16 protein-coding genes and 1 pseudogene are annotated in these 18419 nt (G+C 71.9%); 6 read left to right on the forward strand and 11 right to left on the reverse strand.

Annotated features, from left to right (window positions below):
• The coding region (locus FL583_RS39170; protein WP_142709991.1) for a putative bifunctional diguanylate cyclase/phosphodiesterase at positions 1-1094 on the forward strand (1094 nt) is incomplete at its 5' end.
• A gap of 86 nt (positions 1095-1180) precedes the next feature.
• Positions 1181-2032, forward strand: a complete 852-nt coding sequence (locus FL583_RS39175; protein WP_142709992.1) for an alpha/beta fold hydrolase — start codon at positions 1181-1183, stop codon at positions 2030-2032.
• Here FL583_RS39175 and FL583_RS39180 read toward each other — a convergent pair.
• The gene (locus FL583_RS39180) at positions 2029-3123 is read right to left on the reverse strand and encodes a TFIIB-type zinc ribbon-containing protein (RefSeq protein ID WP_142709993.1); all 1095 of its coding nucleotides are present in this window, start codon (positions 3121-3123) and stop codon (positions 2029-2031) included. The two genes, FL583_RS39175 and FL583_RS39180, sit on opposite strands and share 4 nt — an antisense overlap.
• The gene (locus FL583_RS39185) at positions 3120-4217 is read right to left on the reverse strand and encodes an SPFH domain-containing protein (protein ID WP_142709994.1); all 1098 of its coding nucleotides are present in this window, start codon (positions 4215-4217) and stop codon (positions 3120-3122) included. Before FL583_RS39185 ends, FL583_RS39180 begins: the two co-directional genes overlap by 4 nt.
• A 607-nt stretch (positions 4218-4824) precedes the next feature.
• Between FL583_RS39185 and FL583_RS39190 the strand changes: the two are divergent.
• Positions 4825-5994 (forward strand): annotated as a pseudogene (locus FL583_RS39190) (IS110 family RNA-guided transposase).
• 916 nt (positions 5995-6910) lie between these two features.
• On the opposite strand, the gene FL583_RS39195 reads toward FL583_RS39190, so the two are convergent.
• Positions 6911-7738: a mycofactocin-coupled SDR family oxidoreductase gene (locus FL583_RS39195; protein WP_142709995.1), complete on the reverse strand. Its 828-nt coding sequence runs from the start codon at positions 7736-7738 to the stop codon at positions 6911-6913.
• A gap of 11 nt (positions 7739-7749) precedes the next feature.
• Positions 7750-8340: a TetR/AcrR family transcriptional regulator gene (locus tag FL583_RS39200; RefSeq protein ID WP_205752857.1), complete on the reverse strand. Its 591-nt coding sequence runs from the start codon at positions 8338-8340 to the stop codon at positions 7750-7752.
• A 138-nt stretch (positions 8341-8478) separates the two neighbouring features.
• On the opposite strand from FL583_RS39200, the gene FL583_RS39205 reads away from it, so the two are divergent.
• Entirely contained in the window at positions 8479-10080 is a 1602-nt protein-coding gene (locus tag FL583_RS39205; RefSeq protein ID WP_142709996.1) for an LLM class flavin-dependent oxidoreductase, read from the forward strand.
• A gap of 3 nt (positions 10081-10083) precedes the next feature.
• Here FL583_RS39205 and FL583_RS39210 read toward each other — a convergent pair whose 3' ends face one another.
• From FL583_RS39210 to FL583_RS39235, 6 genes are read right to left on the reverse strand one after another with little or no spacing between them, the layout of a single operon-like run.
• A complete protein-coding gene (locus tag FL583_RS39210) occupies positions 10084-10425 on the reverse strand; it encodes an STAS domain-containing protein (RefSeq protein ID WP_142709997.1) in 342 nt (113 codons plus the stop codon).
• Positions 10426-10455: 30 nt separating this feature from the next.
• A complete protein-coding gene (locus FL583_RS39215; protein WP_142709998.1) occupies positions 10456-11580 on the reverse strand; it encodes a DmpA family aminopeptidase in 1125 nt (374 codons plus the stop codon).
• A gap of 7 nt (positions 11581-11587) precedes the next feature.
• Positions 11588-12685: an NAD(P)/FAD-dependent oxidoreductase gene (locus FL583_RS39220; protein WP_142709999.1), complete on the reverse strand. Its 1098-nt coding sequence runs from the start codon at positions 12683-12685 to the stop codon at positions 11588-11590.
• A complete protein-coding gene (locus FL583_RS39225) occupies positions 12682-13182 on the reverse strand; it encodes an isoprenylcysteine carboxyl methyltransferase family protein (RefSeq protein WP_205752858.1) in 501 nt (166 codons plus the stop codon). The genes FL583_RS39220 and FL583_RS39225 overlap by 4 nt, the downstream gene beginning before the upstream one ends.
• Positions 13176-14222, reverse strand: coding sequence for a type III polyketide synthase (locus FL583_RS39230; RefSeq protein ID WP_142710000.1), 1047 nt, complete (start codon positions 14220-14222; stop codon positions 13176-13178). Before FL583_RS39230 ends, FL583_RS39225 begins: the two co-directional genes overlap by 7 nt.
• A 57-nt stretch (positions 14223-14279) precedes the next feature.
• Complete coding sequence (locus tag FL583_RS39235) at positions 14280-14699, reverse strand: organic hydroperoxide resistance protein (RefSeq protein WP_142710001.1); 420 nt, start codon at positions 14697-14699, stop codon at positions 14280-14282.
• A gap of 77 nt (positions 14700-14776) precedes the next feature.
• Between FL583_RS39235 and FL583_RS39240 the strand changes: the two genes are divergently transcribed.
• A complete protein-coding gene (locus FL583_RS39240) occupies positions 14777-15343 on the forward strand; it encodes a TetR/AcrR family transcriptional regulator (RefSeq protein ID WP_142710002.1) in 567 nt (188 codons plus the stop codon).
• 42 nt (positions 15344-15385) lie between these two features.
• On the opposite strand, the gene FL583_RS40670 is transcribed toward FL583_RS39240, so the two are convergent.
• On the reverse strand, positions 15386-16003 hold the full coding sequence (locus FL583_RS40670) for a hypothetical protein (protein ID WP_170324109.1): 618 nt from the start codon (positions 16001-16003) through the stop codon (positions 15386-15388).
• 191 nt (positions 16004-16194) lie between these two features.
• Between FL583_RS40670 and thrS the strand changes: the two genes are divergently transcribed.
• Positions 16195-18237, forward strand: coding sequence for a threonine--tRNA ligase (thrS, locus tag FL583_RS39250; RefSeq protein WP_142710003.1), 2043 nt, complete (start codon positions 16195-16197; stop codon positions 18235-18237).
• Positions 18238-18419 lie beyond the last annotated feature (182 nt).

Genomic DNA, 18419 nt, shown 5'->3' on the forward strand with positions numbered 1-18419 from the left:
CCGCCACCCGCTCCGGCGGCGATGCCGCCGCCGGCGCTGTCACCCGCTCCGGCGACGTCGTCGTCGCCCGTACCGGCGGGGACCGGTTCGCGCTCGTGGTCCCGGCCTCCGCGGCCGACACCCTCGCGCTCCTCGAACGCTTCCGGGCCGACGACCGGACGCCATTCTCGGCCGGCGTCGCCGGCTGGCGGCCCGGCGACACCCCCGCGACGCTCTGCGGACGGGCCGACGCAGCCCTCGACGAGGCCCGGCGAGCTGGCGGAAGCCGGATCTTCTGCAGCGCCGACACGGCCGCCGACGACTGGGCCGAGATGGCGGCCGCATTGAGCGCCGGCGAGTTCACGGTCGCCTACCAGCCGATCACCGACCTCAGCTCGGGCGCGGTCACCGGCGCCGAGGCCCTGATCCGCTGGACGCGGCCCGGCCGTGGCCCGGTCCCGCCGATCGACTTCATCCCGCGGGCCGAGCGCAGCGGGTTCATCGTCGAGCTCGGGCGGTTCGTGCTCGAGACGGCCTGCCGGGAGGCCGCGACCTGGACCCGGGCCGTCCCGGCCAAGGTCACGGTCAACGTCTCGGGCCGCGAGCTGCACCGGCACGACTACTACGAGCAGGTCACCGAGGTGCTGATCGCGACCGGGCTGCCGCCGGAGCGGCTGGTGCTGGAGGTGACCGAGAGCATGCTCGAGGCCGACTCCCCGGTCGCGCTGACGACCCTGCACCGGCTCCGGGCGCTCGGCATCCGGATCGCGATCGACGACTTCGGCACCGGCTGGTCGTCGCTCAGCCGGCTCGACCACCTGCCCGCCGACATCCTGAAGATCGACCGGTCGTTCGTCGCCGCGATCCCGCCCGAGGCGACCTCGGCGCCGCTGATCGCCGCGATCACCGCGCTGGCCGCCGCGCTGGGGCTGCGCACGGTCGGCGAGGGCGTCGAGGAGGTGCACCAGGCCGCACTGCTCGCGCGCCACGGGTGCGACGAGGGCCAGGGCTGGCTGCACGGACGCCCGGGCGACGGCGCGATCATCCGGCAAGCCCTGCTCGGACGCTCCACCGCCGACCCGACCCAGCGGACGGTCCCTGTCCGCCCCCGCTAGGCCACTCCCGGCGCGTATCCGAAGCCCCCGAGGGGTAAAGCAACTCTCTGTCCGTGCGTATCCACTCATCGTTGAGAGGTGCCACCATGGCAGATTTCGACCACTACCGAGCCACAGTAGACACCCAAACCGGCCCGGCCAGCGTCATAGACACCGGCGGCGACGGAACCCCGGCCCTCTTCATCCACGGCGTCGGCACGAGCAGCTACCTCTGGCGCAACGTCGTCGCCGCCCTCGACGGCGAGCACCGCTGCGTCGCACTCGACCTGCCCCTGCACGGCCGGACCCCGGCCGCACCCCGGCAGGACTTCACGCTCCCGGCCCTGGCCGATTTCGTCACCGGCTGCTGCGACGCACTGGGCCTGGACCGCGTCGACCTGGTCGCGAACGACACCGGCGGCGCGGTCGCGCAGATCTTCGCCGCCCGCAATCCCGACCGGCTCGCCTCGCTCACGCTGACGAACTGCGAGGCCCACGACAACGTGCCGCCGACCGCGTTCCTGCCCACGGTGCTGCTGGCCAGGGCCGGCATGCTCGCCCGCACCGGGCCGCGCCTGCTGCACGACGTCGACAAGGCCCGGAAGCGGGTCTACGGCATCGGGTACCAGGACGTGCAGAACCTCCCGACCGACATCGTCCGCGCGAACCTCACCCCGCTGATCGGCACCCAGGACGCGGCGCGCGAATTCCAGCGGTTCCTCACCTCGCTGCGCGCCCGCGACCTGCTCGCGGTCGAGGCCGAGCTGTCCCGACTGGAGGTGCCCACGCTGATCGTCTGGGGCACCGCCGACATCTTCTTCCGTCGCAAGTGGGCGTACTGGCTGCGGACGACGATCCCGGGCGCCACCGGGGTCGTCGAGGTCCCCGGCGGCAAGCTGTTCTTCCCCGACGAGCGGGCGAACGAGCTGGTCGAGGCGTTACGCCGCCACTGGTCCTAACGCCGCAGCACGAAGAAGGCCACCACCGCCGCGACCAGCAACACCCCGGCCAGCACAGCGAAGAAGATCTTCACCCAACTGAACGGCCGATCGCCAGCCACCTCGGCGGTGCGCCCGTTGATCAGCACCTGGTACGTCTTGCCCGCGTACAGGTACGCACAGATCCACACCGGCAGCAGCATCAGCTTGAACATCACGCGCGAGTAGCTGGTGTTCACCGAGTGGACCCGCTGCTCGTCCCCGCCGATGTCCCGGCGGCAGTCCTGCTCGATCGTCGACGCCATCCGCGCGCGGGCGACGTCCATGCCCTGCTCGGGCTCGACGTCGTACCGCAGCGTCTGGTGCCCGGCCAGGAAGTTCTGGTCGTAGGGCCTGGCGTCGGTGAGCGGCCAGGGCTCGAGCGCGTCCAGCCGCTCCGGCGGCACCTTGCCGGTACCGCGGACCAGCAGGTCGTCGAAGTCGCGCGACACGGACCCGCTGGCCGGCCACCACTGCGTCCGGCGGACCTGGCGCTCCTCGGTGCGCTCGTTCCCGTTGTCGTCCCGGACCGTGTAGTACTCGGTCTCGTAGTAGTACTCGCCGCGCTCGCCGGTGTAGCTGGAGTGCGTCGACGCGTCGTACGTCCAGTGCGGGAGGTACGTGCTGCGGACGGTCTCCGCGGTCGTGACCTTCTTCAGCTGGTTCGGCGCGAACCAGCGGCTCTTCACCCACACCTGCAGCGCGTCGCGCACGCCGGCCCGGTCGACGGTGAACGGCAGCACCGCCTCGGGCACGACCATCTGCCCGGAGTCGACGTCGGCCACGACCGGGGCGCCGCAGAACTGACACCGGTCGGAGATCGCGTCCGACTCGGTGACCGCGCCGCACCCCGGGCAGGTGAAGACGTGCGCGGCCAGCGTCGCGATCGGCTTCCGGGGCAGCCGGACGAACTCGTCCCAGGAGTGTTCCCGGACGGCCCGGTCGGCCGCGATCCGGATGTGCTGCTCGCTGCCGCAGTACGGGCACCGCAGGGCCTCGGTGCCGGGCGCGAACTCCAGGTTCGCGCCGCAGTTCGTGCAGGGGAAGACCCGCTGCGTCTGAGGTGCGCTCACTGGGGTGGCAACGGCGGAGGGACGGAGCCGAGCACGCCGGCCAGCTCGGGCACCTGCTCGGCCGGGAGCCAGGAGGCCATGCCCTGCTTCCACACCAGCGTCGAGCGGGTGAGCGCACCGGACGCGGCCTGTCCACGCAGCGCGGCCTCGTCGAACGGCCCGGCCTGCTGCCCGTTGGCGCCGAGGTACCACGCCGACGTCGGCAGCGGAGGCGGCCCGGCCGCGGCCGGGGGAGCCTGCTGGTTCAACGACTGCGCCATCCGCTGACCCGCGGCCATCCCCAGCCCCAGCCCGAAGCCCTCGCCGGCCCCGCCACCGGGGTTGTTGGCGGCGTCCTCGATCGCGTTCGCGGTCTGGAACTTCGTGTACTGGTCGAGGTTGCCGAGCACGCCCATCTGGGTGCGCTTGTCGAGCGCCTGCTCGACCTCCGGCGGCACCGAGATGTTCTCGATGATGAACCGGGGGATCACGATGCCGATCGGCGCGAGCTCCTCGCTCAGCACGCCGGCCAGCCGCTGGCCGATCTCCTGCTGGTGCGCGGCCAGGTCGATCATCGGGACCTGCGCCGTCGCCAGCGCGCTGCCCAGGTGGCTGACCGTCAGCTGCCGGAGGTACTCGGCCACCTCTTCGGTGCGGAACTGCGGGTCGGTGCCGACCAGCTCGGTCAGCAGCTTCTTGGGGTCGGCCACCCGCACCGCGTACGCCCCGAACGCCCGCAGGCGCACCACGCCGAACTCGGGGTCGCGCACCGTCACGGGGTTCTGCGTGCCCCACTTCATGTCGGTGAAGACCCGGGTGTTGACGAAGTACACCTCGGCCTTCCACGGCGAGTTGAACCCGTACTTCCAGCCCTTGAGCGTCGACAGGATCGGCAGGTTCTGGGTCTCGAGCGTGTAGGTGCCCGGCCCGAACGCGTCGGCGATCTGGCCCTCGTTCACGAACACCGCGACCTGCGACTCCCGCACGATGAGCTTGGCGCCCATCTTGATCTCGTTCTGGTAGCGCGGGAACCGCCAGACGATCGTGTCGCGGCTGTCGTCCAGCCACTCGATGATGTCGATGAACTCGCCGCGGATCTTGTCCATCAGGCCCATCGGATCTTCTCCCCACTCGGATTCGCCACACCTGTGTAGCAGGCGACTCCGATAGTTCCCCATGCGGTCGGGCGGTTGCGCCCGGTTTGGGGCCCGCGAGAGTCAGCTATCCATCAGGTCCGCGGTGGTTGCTCTTGCTTTTCTTTACGCCTGCCTGGCTGGCCTTCTGCCTCCCGCTCCCGTAGCGCGCGGCCCGATCGCCGGCCGGCCCGCCCACCCGTGCCCGGTTGCTCACCCACCCTCAGATTGCTGGGGGTATGCATGGCCCGGTACCCGCCTCCGCGCCACGGCGCCGGCCGGTTACGCCCGGTACGGCCACTGCGCCCCGAAGCCCTCGCGCTGGTCCCGAGGCACACGCCTGCCCCTGATCCGCCCGTCATCTTTTTCGCGGTTCCGGTTGGGGACTTTGTGGTCGCCCGGTCTGGCATGACTGACTGTCCTTGTCGTTGGGATGATCGGGGGGGTGTTGTCACCAGGCCGGGTGGCGTCGACGGACCGCTGATAGGGACACGGCCGACCGCTGTCTTGGTAGGTCTCTTCGTCACGTGGCTGCCGGCGGGGCCGCAGAAGAGAGCGAGGCGTGCACGCGCACCGGCCGGACTGTTAGGTGTTTCTCGGACTGGACGTCGGAAAGGACGGGCATCACGCGACCGCGCTGAGCCCGAGCGGGAAGCGGCTGCCCGAGGCGCCGCTGCCCAACGATCAGGCCCGGCTGGTCGAGCTGTTCGAGCGCCTGGGCCGCCACGGACGCGTGCTGGTGGTCGTCGATCAACCGGCGTCGATCGGTGCCCTGTCGGTCGCGGTCGCCCGCGCCCAAGGCCACGACGTGGCCTATCTGCCCGGTCTAGCGATGCGCCGGCATCGCCGATCTGCATCCCGGGCAGGCCAAGACCGATGCCCGCGACGCGCACGTCATCGCCGACGCGGCCCGCACCATGCCCCACACCCTCCGGCGCGTCGACGTCGGCGACGAAGCCCTCGCCGAACTCGAAGTGCTGGTCGGGTTCGACGACGACCCGGCCGGCGAGGCGACCCGGATCAGCGACCGCATCCGCGGGCTCACCCAGATCCACTCCGCCGCCGAACGAGTGCTGGGCCCTCGCGTCGCGCATCCGGCCGTCCTCGAGCTGCTGTCCCGCTTCGGCGGACCCACCGGACTGCGCAACGCCGGCCGCCGACGTCTGATCAGCATCACGATCCAACCCGGCCCACGCATCGGCGCGAAACTCGGAACCGATCTGCTCACGGCTCTCGACCAGCAGACCGTCACCGTTCCAGGCGCCGCCGCGGCCGAAACAGTGCTGCCCGAGCTGGCCGACTCGCTACGCACCGTCCTGCACCAGCGCGCCGAGCCCGCGATCCAGGTCGAGGAACGGCTCGATGCCCACCCTCTCGCCGCGGTCCTGACCTTGATGCCCGGCATCGACGTCAGGACCGCCGCCCGCATCCTGCTCGAAGTCGGCGACGCCAGCTCCTTCCCCACCTCCGGGCACCTCGCCGCCCACGCCGCCCTCGCCCCGGTCACCCGCCGATCCCGGGTCCAGCATCCGCGGAGAACACCCAGAGGCGGCAACAAAAACCTCAAACGCGTGTTCTTCCTCGCCGCGTTCGCCAGCCTCGCCGACCCCGCCTCCCGGGCCTACTACGGCCGTAAACGCGCCGAAGGCAAACGCCACAACGCCGCCCTCATCTGCCTCGCCCGACGCCGCTGCGACGTCCTCCACGCCAGCTCCGCAACCGGACCACCTACCAACCGCGCCCAGCGACAGCCGCTTGACGAAATACATAGGGACCCCCGGCGGGTCACCCGATCGACCGCGCACCGGCCGGCGCCCCGAATTCGATCCCCAGCTCACCCGCTGCGGCGTCTTGCTGCTCATCGGGCCTTCCGGCCGGCCATCGAATCGGTCGACCAGATCCGGAAAGCCAATTCGCGCTCGAAGACCACGGCGCGCACCGTGGATCGCGGTCGGCGCCCGCGCCACCCGATGCCCCCCAGCGCTGACCGCCACGACCCGGCACCACAACCGCGCCGATCGACCAGTCACCGGCCCCGTGCGGCGAGTAGGAGCGCGCGTTCGAGGTCGACCATCTCGAGCAGGATCCAGGCGGCGGCTCCGAGGCCCGGCATCGAGGCCAGGCGCAGGCGAGGCGGTGGGATCGAACCGTTCTCCGACCCGATCCGCCAACTCGGCGCGCTGAGGAGGCCCGTGTTCGACAGCGGTGCCGGGCGAGCGCCGGCGGTCGGGCTCGCGCCGACGCGCCTTGACCTCCTCGGGGAGCGGCGGGAGCTGCGGCCCGGAAGTCAGCCGGACGGCTACCGGTCGTCCCCGCTCATCAACGGCGAGGTGGGTCTTGCTGCTCAGGGGGCGCCCGACCGCCTCACCTCGACCACCGAGACCGGGACGCCACGACGCGCCGCGCCCCTTCTCGCCGTTCCGGGCTTGCGGGCCCCGGCGGCGTGCCGACGCGGACGGCATCGCCGGCCAGGCGTCGAACCCGCACGGGTCGGTCGGGGTCGTCGACGGGGCGGGCCATGCATACCCCCAGCAATCTGAGGGTGGGGGAGCAACCGGGCACGGGTGGGCGGACGTCGCGCGGCGCGCCGGTGAGCGTCGGGTGCGGGAGAGCGGGGGCCCGCCGGGCAGGCGTAAAAAGAAGCGCACCCACGGACCCCCGCGATCACCGGAGGGTCAGAGCTGGCCGCCGGCGTCGACGACGTGGGTGGTGCCGGTGACGTACCGGCCGGCGTCGCTGACCAGGTAGAGGATCGCGTTGCTGATGTCGGCCGGCTCGATCGCGGCGATCGGCAGCTTGTTCAGCTGGAGCGCGGCCTCTTCGAAGTCGGCCCGGGTCGGGTGCTCCAGGTCGGGGCGGAACAGCTTGTAGGTCGGCTCGTTGAGGATCATGCCGGTCGCGACCGTCGTCGGGTGGATCGTGTTGACCCGGATGCTCTCCGGCGCGAGCTCCTTGGCCAGCACCTTCGCGAACATGACCAGACCGGCCTTGGCCGCCGAGTAGTGCGCGGTGTTGTTGTTCGCGTAGATCGCGGCGAGCGAGCTGGTGATGACCACCGAACCACCCCGGCCACCGGCCCGGACGTGCGGCACCGCGGCCTTGATCGTCTTCCACTGGCCGGTCAGGTTGATCTCGATCATCTCGTCCCAGACCTCCTCGTCCATCTCGAGGGTCGAGGCCGGGGTGGAGATGCCGGCGTTGGCCAGCACGATGTCGAGGCGGCCGAGCTCGGCGACGCCCTGATCGGCCGCGGCCTTCAGCGCGGCGAAGTCGCGGATGTCCACCTCGGACGCGATGATCCGCCGGTCGAGGGCCTCGACCTGCTTGACGGTCTCGGCGAGGTCCTCGGGGGTGGCCATCGGGTAGGGGACGGTGTCGGCCTGCTTGCAGACGTCGACCGCGATGATGTCGGCACCCTCGCGGGCCAGGGTCAACGCGTGGCTGCGGCCCTGGCCGCGGGCGGCGCCGGTGATGAAGGCGACTTTGCCCTCGAGCTGTCCCATGTGTTGCTCCTTCAGCGGTTGATCCAGGCCGGCAGGCACTGCACGAGTGCGTCGACCAGGTCGTCCAGCGAGTGCTGGGGGTCTGGGGTGGCCAGCCAGGTGCCGAGCACGCCGAGGACACCGCCGGCCAGGAAGTGGGCGGTCAGGAGCGGGTCGGCGTGCGGCGGGCGGTTCGGGTGGCGGGAGAGGGCCTCGACCGCTCGCTCCACGTAGGCGGCGGTGATCGCCTGCTTGACCGCCGGGGCCGCTCCCGGGCCGAGGAGGTTCGCGTACGACGTCCGGCGTTCGTCGACGAACCGGACGATGTCGACGAGGGCCCGGCGGCTGGCGTCGGCCGGCGTGACCGCGTGTTCCGACCGCAGCACGATGTCGGCGTTCGCGACGACGTCGAAGAGCTCGCCGAGCGCGTGGACGGCCAGGTCTTCGGGGGACTCGAAGTGGGTGTAGAAGCTCGTCCGGTTGACGCCGGCCGCGCGGGTGAGCGCCGCGACGGTCATCGTCGCCGGGTCCTGCGTCCGGACCGCGTCGTGGAACGCGGCCACGAGCTTCTCCCGGGTCCGGACCGCGCGTGGATCGGTGTTGCCGACCATCGGTCGCGTCATGAAGCCGACGCTAGCCCTAACGGACAGGTGTCGTCCAGTGGACTCTGACGTGCTGTTTCGGTTTATGGCACTGGGTGGCTAAATGTGCCGCGCAGTTCGTCTGTGTGGCAACTCTTCTGTCTGGCATACTATCTAGCCATGACCGACTACGGGCACGAGTTGCTGTTCGGGACGTTCCTCACGCCGACCGCGGAGGCGCCCGAGCGGGTCGTCGCGCTGGCGCAGCTCACCGAGCAGGCCGGGCTCGACCTGGCGTCGTTCCAGGACCACCCGTACCAGTCGCGGTTCCTCGACACCTGGACGCTGCTGTCGGTGGTCGCGGCCCGGACGTCGACGCTGCGGGTCGTGCCCAACGTGCTGAACCTGCCGCTGCGGCCGCCGGCCGTGCTGGCCAAGAGCGTGGCGTCGCTGGACCTGCTCACCGGCGGGCGGATCGAGCTCGGCCTCGGGTCGGGCGCGTTCTGGGAGGGGATCGCGGCGCTCGGCGGGCGCAAGCTGACGCCCGGCCAGGCCGTGGACGCGCTCGAGGAGGGCATCGAGGTGCTGCGGGCGTTCTGGGCGCCGGGCGGGTCGGTGCGCCTGCCCGGCGACTACTACCCGGTCAACGGTGCGCACGCCGGGCCGGCGCCGGTCCACGACGTCGGGATCTGGCTCGGGGCGTACAAGAAGCGGATGCTCGCGCTGACCGGGCGGGTGGCCGACGGGTGGCTGCCCAGTGCTCCGTACGCGGCTCCGGACGCGCTGCCGGCGATGAACGCGATCATCGACGCGGCGGCGCAGGAGGCCGGGCGCTCTCCGGGGGCGATCCGGCGGCTCTACAACATCGGCCCCGACTTCGGGGCCGAGCAGCTGGCCGAGCTCGCGCTCGAGCAGGGGATCAGCGGGTTCATCACGATGGGGGACGACCCGGACGTGGTCCGGCGATTCGCCGCCGAGATCGTGCCGGCCGTCCGCGACCTGGTCGACACCGAACGAGCCCGCCGCGCAGCCACCCCACCCGCCGACCGCGCCGCGCCCGCCGCGACCAGCTCCGCGACCGGCTCCGCCGCCGCGCCCGCCGCGGCGGCCGTCGGGCCGGGCCCCCGCGGCGCCGCCGGGGCCAGTGCCGCGACCTCGGCCCGGCCGGTCGGTGGGCCGCCTCCGGGTCTCGGGGTGACGCCCACCGTCGACGACGGCGTGCGGCTCTCGAGCGTCCGACTGTGGGACGAAGGGGAACGGCCCACCGGGCCGGTGCCCGACCCGGGCCTCACCTACACCGCGGCCCAGCGGGCCGCCGGCCAGCACCTGATCGACGTGCACGACCACCTGCGCCAGGAGCTCGCGACCGTCCGCGACCTGGTCGAGCAGGTCGCCGACGGCCTCACCGACGCCGGAGCCGCGCGCTCGGCGATCAACGCGATGACGATGCGCCAGAACAACTGGACGCTCGGCACCTACTGCGAGTCGTACTGCCGGGTCGTGACCACCCACCACACGCTCGAGGACATGGCGCTGTTCCCGCGCCTCACCCGGGCCGACGTCGCCCTCACCCCGGTCGTCGACCGGCTGGCCGCCGAGCACGTCGTGATCCACGAGGTGCTCGAACGCGTCGACCGCGCGCTGGTCGGCCTGGTCACCGACGAGAAGTCGATCGCCGACGTCCGGGACGCGGTCGACCTCCTCACCGACACGCTGCTCTCGCACCTCTCCTACGAAGAGCGCGAACTGGTCGAGCCGCTGGCCCGCCACGGCGTGATGTGACGCTCACTCGTCCGCGACGAGGTGGGCCAACCCGGTGATCTGCAGGACCCGGCGGACGAACTGCGACGGGCGGGTCAGGACGAGCTCGGCCCCGTGACGCCCGGCCGCGCGATGAGCCGCGTCCAGGCAGTTCGCGCCGGACGCCCCGCAGAAGTCGACCCGGATCAGGTCGACGATCACCAGGTCGATCTCCGGGAGCCGGGCCGCGGTCACCAGCTGCTCGAGCAGCCGCGGCGCGACGATCTCGTCGATGTCCCCGGTCAGCAGGAACAGCGCGTAGCACTGGTCCTCCTCGACGACACGGGCAACATCCAGTACGCCAGGGCCGTAGAGAGTGTCAACCACGCGCTCTCCCCCAGATCGTGCCGAAACGGTCTAAAGGCTAGCACCGTGTGCCGTGCGCGCGGCAGCCCGGACCGCATCGTGAGGTAGCGCGGGGACGCGGTAGCCACCGCGGCCAACCATGTCTTCGTTCGCGACCAGGACGTTCAGCACCGCCTCCTCGACCGCCTGCACGGCCGCCTCGAAGAAGCGGTCGATCCGCCCCCAGGGCACGAAGCGGAGCTGCTCGTACTCGTCCGGGCCGTCGAACGTGCTGGTCAGGGCACCGGCGTTGGACGTCGAGAACGCAAGGAACAGGTCGCCGGAGAAGTGGCTGCCGCTGGTGCCCGAGCGGCCGACGCCGAGCGTGGCCCGGCGGGCCAGCGCGCCGCACTGCTGTGGGAGCAGCGGGGCGTCGGTCGCGAGCACGACGATGATCGACCCGGCACCGGGTGGCGCCGGCCGGGGCCCGGCCACGAGGTCGGGCCGCGCTGCGGCCAGCTGCTCGCCGATCCGGACGCCGGCCACGGTCAGCTCCCGCCGGGCGCCGTAGTTGGCCTGGACGAACGCGGCGACGGTGTAGCGGTCGTCGCCGTAGCCGACCAGCCGCGACGCGGTGCCCGAGCCGCCCTTGAAGCCGTGGCAGATCATGCCGGTGCCGCCGCCGACGCTGCCCTCGTCGACCGGGCCGATCCGGGCGCCGTCGAGGGCGGCGATCGCGTGTTCGGGGCGGACATGGCCGCCGTTGATGTCGTTCAGGTCGCCGTCGTAGGTCTCGGCCACGACCGGCAGGACCCACTGCTCGGTGATCGACGGGTGGGTCGCGGTGATCCACTCCAGGACGCCCTGGTGCACCGGGCCGACCGCGTGCGTGTTCGTGATCGCGATCGGGCCGGTCAGCGCGCCGCTCTCGCTGATCCAGGCGGTGCCGGTCATCTCGCCGTTGCCGTTGAACGAGTGCCGGCCGGCCGCGCAGGGGACCCCGGTGCCGTCGCGGCCGCGCGGGTGGATCGCGGTGACGCCGGTGCGGACGTCGTCGCCCTCGATCAGCGTCGTGTAGCCGACCTCGAGCCCGGCGACGTCGGTCAGCGCGTTCCAGCGGCCCGGCGTCCCGGGCAGCGGTACGCCGAGCGCCCGGGCGCGGGGCCGGCCGGACGGGGTCCGCAACAAAGGGTCCATGCGCGCATCATCGCGCGAGCTGGTTCACCACGGCGGCGAAGACCCGGGGGAGACGGGCGGCGGCGGGGACGATCGCCCGGGCGACCAGGGGCTGGTTGCGGGCGGCCAGGAGCCCGCCGGTCAGGACCCGGTAGCGGCGCGACGCCCGGCGCCAGCGTCGTTCGTACTCGGCCGGAGCGTTCCGGGCGACGCAGTCGACCAGCTCGGCCGCGCTGGCCCAGGCCACGGCCAGCCCCTCGCCGGTGAGCGCGTCGATGTACCCGGCCGCGTCGCCGACCAGCAGGACCCGCCCGGCGACCCGCGCCGACACCCGCTGATGCAACGGCCCGGCCCCCCGCACCGCGCCCCTTCCGCCGCCCACTCCCGCCCCCGCGCCGCCCACTCCCGCCCCCGCGCCGCCCGCGTCCGCCCCCGCGGGCCCCGCGGCCCGCGCGCCCGCCCTCAGACGCTCGGCCAACGCCGGGAACCGGGCCAGCTGGCCCTCGAACGGCCCCCGGTCCGCGGTCAGGATCGCCACCCCGACGAGATCCGGAGCCACCGGCGTCACGTACGCCTCCGCGCCCCGGGCCCAGTGCACCTCGACCAGGTCACTCCAGGGCGCGGTCGCGTAGTGCCGCCGCAACCCGTGCCGCGCCGGTCCCCGCGACGGCCGCTGCAACCCGAGCCTCCGCCGGATCGGCGAGTGCAGCCCGTCGGCCGCGGCCAGGTACCGGGCCCGCACCCCGCCGGCGCTCACCGAGTCGGCATCCTGGGTCACCTCCCCGGCGGCGACCGGCACGACCTCGATTCCGGCCCGCGCCACCGCGTCCGACAACGCCGTGTGCAGTGCGGTCCGGCGGACGCCCCGTCCCGGGCCGGTCCGGAACAGCGCGTCGACGCTGCGCGTCGCGTCCGCGTAGTGGATGCCGCGGAAAGGCAGGCCGGGAACCTCGACGCCGAGCTCGGCCAGCAACGCGGCCGCACCCGGCATCAGACCCTCGCCACAGGCCTTGTCGATCGGACCACGGCGGGGCTCCAGGACGACGGCGGACAACCCGCGCCGCGCCGCGAGCAACGCGGTGACCAGGCCCGCCGGGCCGCCGCCGACGACGAGCAGGTCTCTCATGCCGACTGGAGAGCCGCGTCCTCGGCCCGGATCCGCACCGTGAGCAGGGCCGCGTTCAACACGGTGAACACCAGCGCGGTGAGCCAGGCGGTGTGGATCAGCGGCAGCGCGAACCCCTCGACGACGACCGCCACGTAGTTCGGGTGCCGGAACCAGCGGTACGGACCGCCGGTGACCAGCGGCATCCCCGGCGCCACGATGATCTTGGTGTTCCACTGCGGACCCAGGGTCCGGATGCACCACCAGCGCAGCCCCTGGGCCGCCACCGCGAGCACCAGCATCGGCCAGCCCAGCCAGGGCAGGAACGGCCGGTGGAAGGCCTCGACGATGCACGCGGCCAGGAACCCGGTGTGCAGCACGACCATGAACGGGTAGTGGCCCTGGCCGTACTCGCGCCCGCCGCGCTCGAACATCCAGCGCTTGTTGCGCACGGCGACGACCAGCTCGGCGACCCGCTCGAGGCCGACCACCAGGACGAGGAGCGTGTAGGTCACCACTGGAGCAGTACCAGTTCGGCGGAGAATCCGGGGCCCATCGCCAACAACAGTCCGGGGGTGCCGCGCTCCGGGGTCCGGTCGCGCAGGGTGTCTTCCAGAATGTGCAGCACGGACGCCGACGAGATGTTGCCGACCCGGCGCAGCGAGCTCCAGCTGGCGCCGAGCGCGCCCTCCGGGAGCTCCAACCCGGACTCGATCGCTTCGAGCACCTTCGGGCCGCCCGGGTGCGAGACCCAGGTCGTGATGTCCCGGCGGGTGAGCCCGTGGTCGCCGAGGAACTGGTCGACGTTGCGTCTCAGGTGCTGTTCGGCCAGCGACGGCACCTCGGTGCCGAGGACGACCTTGAGCCCGCTGGCGCCGACGTCGAACCCCATCGTGCGCAGCGTGCCGGCGTAGAGCGCGCTGCGGGTGGCGGTCACCTCCGGACCGGGGCCGGAACCACCGACCGCCACCACGGCCGCGGCGCCGTCGCCGAACAGGCCACTCGCGACCAGGTTGGTGGCCGACCGGTCGTCGTACTGGACGGTCAGCGAGCAGAGCTCGATCACGACCAGCACCGCGACCTGGTCGGGCCAGGCCCGGACGTAGTCGTGCAGCCGGGACAGGCCGACCGCCCCGGCGGCGCAGCCCAGGCCGACCACCGGGGTCCGCTTGACGTCCTCGCGCAGGCCGAGCCGGCCCGCGATGTGAGCGTCCAGCGAGGGAATGGCCAGGCCGGTGGAGGTGACCGCGATGATCGCGTCGACGTCACCGGGCTCCAGCCCGGCGTCGGCCAGCGCCCCGGTGATCGCCCGGCAGCCCAGGTCGACCGCGCCGGTCAGGAACGCGTCGTTGGCCGCGTCGAACGTCTTCAGCGTGCGGTACTCGTCGATCGGGAGCACCAGGTGTCGAGTCTGGACGCCGGCGGCGCCGTGCACGCGTTCCAGGAACCGCCGTTGGGTGTCGTCCAGCCGGCCGACTTCGGCGAAGAGGTCGGTGAGCTCGGCTTGCGGGTATCGGTGGTCGGGCAGGACGCCGTGAACCGCGGCCAGCTGCGTCATTCTTCGACGGTAGGCGGTGTTTCGCCCCCGCGCTTGCCGAGACGCGGGGGCTTTAGGTCACTCGACGACGAGGTTTACGTCGATGTTGCCGCGGGTGGCGTTCGAGTACGGGCACACCTGGTGAGCGGCCTCGACGAGTTCGCGGCCGGCGTCGCCCTGGAGGGCCTCGGGGAGCTCGACGCGGAGCGTCACCGAGAGTGCGAAGCCACCGGCGTCGGTCGGGTTGAGGCCGACCTCGGCCGTGACCGAGTGGTCGGTGACGTCGAGCTTCTTCTGGCCGGCGATCAGGCCGAGCGCGCTGGAGAAGCAGGCGGCGTAGCCGGCCGCGAACAGCTGCTCGGGGTTCGAGCCGGCGCCGCTGCCGCCCAGCTCCTTCGGGAACGCGAGCTGGACGTCGAGCTGCCCGTCATTGGTGCGCGTCCGACCGTTTCGCCCGTTGCCGTCGGCGGTGGCGATTGCGGTGTAGAGGGCTGACATCAGCGTGGTCCCTTCGGGTAGACAGAACTGTCTGTACGGCACCGAGACTAGACAGGTCTGTCTGGTAATTTCAAGGCATGCCGACCCTCGTCACACGCACTTCCGCTCGGGACCGGATCCTGGACACCGCGACGGCGCTGTTCTACGCGGACGGCATCCGTGGCGTCGGCATCGACCGGATCATCGCCGAGGCCGGCGTGGCGAAGGCGACGTTCTACCACCACTTCCCGACCAAGGACGCGCTGGTCTGCGCCTACCTCACCGGGATGCACGACCGCGAGGTGGCGGCGCTGGCGTCGGTGCCCGCGGGCACCGACCCGGGCGAGCTCGTGCTGTTCATCTTCGACGCGCTCGGCGAGCTGGCCTGCGGCCCGGGCTTCCGGGGGTGCGCGTTCGTGAACGCGGCGGTGGAGTATCCCGACCCGGCCAGTGCGGTGCGCGCGGTCGTCGCCGACCATCGGCGGTGGTTCGCACGGGTGCTGCGCGACCAGCTGGCCGCGGCCGGGCACCCGGCCCCGGAGACCACGGCGCGGATGCTGGTCACGCTGCGGGACGGGGTCGTGGTCGGAGCTCAGCTCGACGACCCGGCGCTCGTCCGCGCCACCCTGCGGGAGTCGGTGACCGCGCTGATCGGCCCCCGGTAACGATGGCGACCCACCCCTGGGTGGGGCGGGCCGCCGGGATCGTCAGCTGGTGGTCGTGGTCGTCGTGGTGGTGGTGGTCGTCGTCGACTCGGTGACGACCGGGTCCGGGGTGTCGGTGACCGACGCGGTCGTGTCGACCGTGCCGTCGCCGTCGGTGTCCGAGTACACCGTGTCGAACTCGCCGTCGTCGTTCGTGTCGACGACCACCGCGTCCACGTCGCCGTCGTAGTCGGTGTCGACCTCGACCGCGTCGAAGTCCCCGTCGTTGTCGGTGTCGGCCACCGTCGCGTCGATCACGCCGTCGCCGTTGGTGTCGACCGCGGCATAGTCGAAGTCGCCGTCGCCGTCCCGGTCGTAGAGCGCGGTGTCGGCGACGTGGTCGCCGTCGGTGTCGACGACCGCGTAGTCCACCTGGCCGTCGCCGTCGGTGTCGGTCACGACGACGTCGACGTACCCGTCGCCGTCGGTGTCGGCGGCCACCGTGTCCGAGACGCCGTCGTGGTCGGTGTCGAGGATCGCGTAGGCGGTGCCGTCGGCGTCCTGGTGCAGGTAGCCGTCGACGGTGCCGTCGTTGTCGTAGTCCAGCGGTACGTCGTTGTCGGCGATCGTGCTGGTGGGGGCGTCTGCGCCGGAGTCGATCGTGTCGCCGGAGTCGCTCATGTCAATTCCTGTTCTCGGTGAGGGGGCTTGCTTGCCGAGGACACTACGTAGCGGAAACGGCCTCGGGATCCCTGTTTCGTGCCACCCGACCCCGAACAGACGGCCACCCGACAGATTTATCCGGTGCAAGGCCCGGCCGGCTCCCGGACTAGCATCTGGGACACATCCGTTTGACACCCGAGGAGAGAACCGTGTCCGCAGCACAAGCCGTCCACGCGCCCGCCCCCGTCGTGGTGCCGGCCGGGACGACGGCCGCGGACGCGCTGGTCGAAGCCGGGATCCCGATCGAGGGCAGTGCCGCCGCCGTCGTCGTCCGCGACGCGGACGGGCAGCTGCGCGACCTCGACTGGACCCCCGACGCCGACGCCCGGGTCGAGCCGGTGCTGATCGATTCGCCGGACGGGCTCAACGTGCTCCGGCACTCCACCGCGCACGTCCTCGCCCAGGCCGTCCAGGACGTCTTCCCCGGCACCCTGCTGGGCATCGGCCCGCCGATCGAGAACGGCTTCTACTACGACTTCCTCCCGGAGAAGCCGTTCACCCCCGACGACCTGAAGCGCCTCGAGAAGCGCATGCAGGAGATCGTCAAGGCGAACCAGCGCTTCTCCCGTCGCCCGATCACCGACGACGAGGCCCGTCACGAGCTGGCCCACGAGCGCTTCAAGCTCGAGCTCATCTCGCTGAAGGGCTCGGCCGACGCCGCCGAGGGCGCCGACGTCGAGGTGGGCGAGGGCGCGCTCACCATGTACGACAACCTCGACCGCAAGACCGGCGACCGCGTCTGGACCGACCTGTGCCGCGGCCCGCACCTGCCCACCACCCGCAACATCCCGGCGTTCGCCCTGCAGCGCAGCGCCGCCGCCTACTGGCGCGGCTCGGAGAAGAACCCGCAGCTCCAGCGCATCTACGGCACCGCCTGGCCGTCCCGCGAGGCGCTCAAGGAGTACCAGCACCGCCTCGAAGAGGCGGCCAAGCGAGACCACCGCAAGCTCGGCCAGGAGCTCGACCTCTTCTCGTTCCCCGACGAGCTCGGCTCCGGCCTGCCGGTCTTCCACCCCAAGGGCGGCATCATCCGCCGCGAGATGGAGAACTACTCCCGGCAGCGGCACGAGGAGGCGGGGTACTCGTTCGTCAACACCCCGCACATCACCAAGGGTCACCTCTACGAGGTCAGCGGTCACCTCGACTGGTACGCCGACGGCATGTTCCCGCCCATGGAGCTCGAGGGCGCGAACTACTACCTCAAGCCGATGAACTGCCCGATGCACGACCTGATCTACCGCTCGCGCGGCCGCTCCTACCGCGAGCTGCCGCTGCGCATGTTCGAGTTCGGCACCGTGTACCGCTACGAGAAGTCCGGCGTCATCCACGGCCTCACCCGCGTCCGCGGCCTCACGATGGACGACGCCCACATCTTCTGCGCCCAGGACCAGATCGAGGGCGAGCTCACCTCGCTGCTCCAGTTCGTCCTCGACCTGCTCAAGGACTACGGGCTGGAAGACTTCTACCTCGAGCTCTCCACCAAGAACCCGGAGAAGTACATCGGCGACGACGACGTCTGGGAGGTCGCGACCGAGACCCTCCGCCGGGTCGCCACCGAGTCCGGCCTCGACCTGGTCCCCGACCCGGGCGGCGCGGCCTTCTACGGCCCGAAGATCTCGGTGCAGGCCCGCGACGCGATCGGTCGCACCTGGCAGATGTCGACGATCCAGCTCGACTTCATGCTCCCCGAGCGGTTCGAGCTCGAGTACCAGGCCGCCGACGGCTCCCGCCAGCGTCCGGTGATGATCCACCGTGCGCTGTTCGGCTCGATCGAGCGGTTCTTCGGCGTCCTCACCGAGCACTACGCCGGGGCGTTCCCGGCCTGGCTCGCCCCGGTGCAGGTCGTGGGTATCCCGATCGGCGACGGCCACGTGGGGTACCTGTCGGAGTTCGTGGCCGCGCTCAAGAAGCAGGGCATCCGGGCCGAGGTCGACACCGCGTCCGACCGGATGCAGAAGAAGATCCGCAACGCCCAGAAGCAGAAGGTCCCGTTCATGGTGATCGCCGGCGACGACGACGTCGCCGCCGGCACGGTCTCCTTCCGCTACCGCGACGGCTCCCAGCGCAACGGCGTGGCCCTGGACGCGGCCGTCGAGCACATCGTCGAGGTCGTGCGCTCCCGCACGAACGAGGGTCCGTCCGCGCCTCCCGAGACCGCCGTCGCCGACGGAGTCGTCTCCGAAGCGCTTTAGTTACGCCTGCCTGGCCGGCGCCGGCCGCTTCCGCGACCGGCGCTCCCGGGCCGAGCCCGGGCCGTCCCGCCGCCCCGTAGATGGTCGCCCGCCCACCCTCCGGTGGCTGGGGGTGTGCAGCGTTCCGCCCGCGGCCGGAGCGGGCCTTCCGCCGTTTGCCGACTTCCCGGGCCTTCAAGCCA

Origin of the sequence: Cryptosporangium phraense (genome assembly GCF_006912135.1) — a bacterium.
In the GTDB taxonomy this organism is placed as follows: Bacteria; Actinomycetota; Actinomycetes; order Mycobacteriales; family Cryptosporangiaceae; genus Cryptosporangium; species Cryptosporangium phraense.

Excerpts from the sequence above, each read along its gene's own strand:
- FL583_RS39175 (WP_142709992.1), top strand. The coding sequence starts at position 1,181 with ATGGCAGATTTCGACCACTACCGAGCCACAGTAGACACCCAAACCGGC.
- FL583_RS39185 (WP_142709994.1), bottom strand. The coding sequence starts at position 4,217 with ATGGGCCTGATGGACAAGATCCGCGGCGAGTTCATCGACATCATCGAG.
- FL583_RS39195 (WP_142709995.1), bottom strand. The coding sequence starts at position 7,738 with ATGGGACAGCTCGAGGGCAAAGTCGCCTTCATCACCGGCGCCGCCCGC.
- FL583_RS39200 (WP_205752857.1), bottom strand. The coding sequence starts at position 8,340 with ATGACGCGACCGATGGTCGGCAACACCGATCCACGCGCGGTCCGGACC.
- FL583_RS39205 (WP_142709996.1), top strand. The coding sequence starts at position 8,479 with ATGACCGACTACGGGCACGAGTTGCTGTTCGGGACGTTCCTCACGCCG.
- FL583_RS39215 (WP_142709998.1), bottom strand. The coding sequence starts at position 11,580 with ATGGACCCTTTGTTGCGGACCCCGTCCGGCCGGCCCCGCGCCCGGGCG.
- FL583_RS39220 (WP_142709999.1), bottom strand. The coding sequence starts at position 12,685 with ATGAGAGACCTGCTCGTCGTCGGCGGCGGCCCGGCGGGCCTGGTCACC.
- FL583_RS39230 (WP_142710000.1), bottom strand. The coding sequence starts at position 14,222 with ATGACGCAGCTGGCCGCGGTTCACGGCGTCCTGCCCGACCACCGATAC.
- FL583_RS39235 (WP_142710001.1), bottom strand. The coding sequence starts at position 14,699 with ATGTCAGCCCTCTACACCGCAATCGCCACCGCCGACGGCAACGGGCGA.
- FL583_RS39240 (WP_142710002.1), top strand. The coding sequence starts at position 14,777 with ATGCCGACCCTCGTCACACGCACTTCCGCTCGGGACCGGATCCTGGAC.
- FL583_RS40670 (WP_170324109.1), bottom strand. The coding sequence starts at position 16,003 with ATGAGCGACTCCGGCGACACGATCGACTCCGGCGCAGACGCCCCCACC.